2 protein-coding genes and 1 pseudogene are annotated in these 2,603 nt (G+C 61.2%); 2 read left to right on the top strand and 1 reads right to left on the bottom strand.

Annotated features, from left to right (window positions below; translation table 11 throughout):
- Positions 1-651, top strand: a 651-nt coding sequence (locus PF446_RS01130) for a DUF4097 family beta strand repeat-containing protein (RefSeq protein ID WP_298068861.1), incomplete at its 5' end; no start/stop codon positions are given.
- Between the two features lie 44 nt (positions 652-695).
- Here PF446_RS01130 and PF446_RS01125 read toward each other — a convergent pair.
- The gene (locus PF446_RS01125) at positions 696-1,649 is read right to left on the bottom strand and encodes a hypothetical protein (RefSeq protein WP_298068859.1); all 954 of its coding nucleotides are present in this window, start codon (positions 1,647-1,649) and stop codon (positions 696-698) included.
- Between the two features lie 283 nt (positions 1,650-1,932).
- On the opposite strand from PF446_RS01125, the pseudogene PF446_RS01120 reads away from it, so the two are divergent.
- A pseudogene (locus tag PF446_RS01120) lies at positions 1,933-2,603 on the top strand (bifunctional diguanylate cyclase/phosphodiesterase); the annotation flags it as partial.

Here is a 2,603-nt window from a genome sequence, read left to right as displayed (position 1 = left end):
GGGCACAAGGGATGGTTCAGCTGGCACAGCGACAACGACATGGGTCCGACCGTGCTCGATGTGCAGCTCCCCAGGACCGCTGGCCTGGGCATTGACGTGGTCAGCGCGGATGCCGACGCCAAGGGTCTGGACGGTGGCAACATCAAGATCAACAGCGTCAGTGGCCACGTGCGTCTGGACGCAACCAGCCCGAAAGTGGAGATCAACACGGTGAGCGGACAGGTGATGCTGTCCGGCGTCATGCGCACAGCCGATATCCAGACCGTCAGCGGAGATATAGTGGCTCCCTCGGTGGGCGACAACGGTCAATTCCAGACAGTTTCCGGTGATGTACGCGTCGGGGGCGGTCCTTACGGCAGGGTCTCCATGAACACCGTATCCGGGGATATCGACCTGTCCGGCGGACTGCAGCCGGATGGACGCATCGACATCGACTCGGTCAGCGGCGACGTGCACCTGACCCTGCCGGGCGACCTTTCCGCGAAGCTCAAGGCATCCACGTTCAGCGGTTCGATGCATTCCGCATTCGGCAAAGTGACCGAGAAGAACCATGGCACTGGATCATCGATCGACAGTGTTTCGGGCGAGGGCAAGGGACACATCCACGTCGAGACCTTCAGCGGCGACGTGCGGATAGGCAAGGCCGATTGACATGCTCGCAGGCATCGCCAGGGAAGGCGATATCGACGCAGCGGCTACAGATCCTGGTGGTACTGCACGTAGGGAATACGCGACTGATCAGGCTCGGGACCGCCCACAAGCGTGGGCGCCTGACCCGATGACCACAGGTTCTGCGCACCAAAACGCAGCTCGCCCTGCCACGGCAGGCGCCAAGTGAGACCCAGGTCGATGGTAGTCCAGTGGCGCTCGGGGCCCATTACCTGAGTATCCGGATTCCCGGCGATCGGCTGCAGCATGCGGCCGGTGATGTGGCCGCTCAGCGCACCGCTGTCCATACCCAGACTCAGGGACTGCTGGCCCAGGGAATGGACACCCAGCAGGTTGCCCGGCAGCAGACGGATGCGACCGACGCTGGCGCCCAGATCAATGCCGGTTTCGCTGCCCAGCGACAGACGACCGCGCGCCGAAAGATTGCGGCTGCTGTCCAACGCCCACAACGGAACCCCATTGAAGGTCGATGCATCGGGCACTACACGTGGCAGAAGCAGGCTGTTGCCCTGTGGATGGGTGCTGTCCAGACTCAGGTCCAGACGATAGTGGCTGGCGTTCCAGCTGGCACCCACCTGACTGCTCAACAGGCGGGCGGAATCCAGGGTATTGGCATCGGGGCAACCGATACCCGCGCTCGGCGTGCATGCAGCGGCTGCTTTCGGCACCAGCCAGCTATGCCGGGAGAGGCCTGCAAATGCAGACACGTGCGGTCCGAGGTCATAACGCAAGCCCGAGGTAAACCCCTGGCTGACATCCACCACGCGAAAATCGAGGGCACCCTGGGTGTTTCCGGTATCGGAATCCCGGGTAGCGACCAGCGCCAGCATCCGTCCCTGCGCATCACGCCACAGCGGTAGCAGCAGGTTTCCGTGGCCCTTGGCCGGCTGCAAACTGCTGTAGAAGGCCACATGATCGGCGGCGCTGGCCTGATTGTCGCGAACAGCTCCCAGCGTTTGCCCTGCCGCTACAAGCGGCATCAGCAAGATCAAGCTGGCAAGCACTCTGCGCACACGCGCCCCCACTGCTGGTCGTTGGCTGTTTGCATTGGACACCGATGGAAAGTCACCGGTTCCCAATCTTATTCACGAGCACCAGTATACGCCTCTTCACCTTTTGCTAACAGTTGATCTGGTTCGCACTGTTCAGCAGGTCGGCCCGATATCACGAATAATGTGACACAGCGCACATTCCGGGCCTTCACGACAGCCGGTACAGGTGCGGTATACACTTATCCGGGGCCACTTCTGCCAGTTTGATGCCATGACCTTTGCTGCCAAAAAAAGCGCGGCCACACCGGTCCTGTCCGTGACACAGGCCATGCACGAGGCTATCCAGCGCATTTTCCAGAGCAATGATGCGCAGGCCGTGGCCGATGTCATGACCTCGGAACTGCGGGCCGAGGGCTACCGGGTGTACTGGCGCGCGCAGGATCAGGCGGCCGAAACGCCGCCCAACGGTTCTCGGCCCATGCTCCTGGGCACCGATCCACTGCAACATCGGTTCCTGGAGGCATGGGTTCCTGATGATCTCGATGCGCTCCAGCAAGATCGTTTGCAGCTGTTGCAGCTGGTCGTGGATATCCGGATGCGTCAACAAGGCGAGCTGGCATACCTTTTCAACTCTGTCTCGCAACTGGGCCAGGCCGAACGTCTGCAACGTGCGCTGTATGCGATCGCGGATCAGGCGAGCACCGATCACGACATGAACCAGACCTTGCGCGCCCTGCACGCCATATTGGGCACGCTGATGTATGCGGAAAACTTCTACATCGCACTGTATGACAACCGGCGCGATGCCATCCGCTTCGCCTACTACGTCGATATCAACGACACCGAAACGCCACCGCCAAACGAATTCGTGCCGATGCAGAGTATTTGCAACAGCGTGACGTGGCATCTGATCCGCGAAGGACGGCCCCTGTACGGCAATAT

Origin of the sequence: Oleiagrimonas sp. (genome assembly GCF_027858935.1) — a bacterium.
Lineage (GTDB): Bacteria > Pseudomonadota > Gammaproteobacteria > Xanthomonadales > Rhodanobacteraceae > Oleiagrimonas.
Note: the sequence above shows the minus strand (reverse complement) of the source record. Positions and strands in the feature narration are given on the sequence as shown.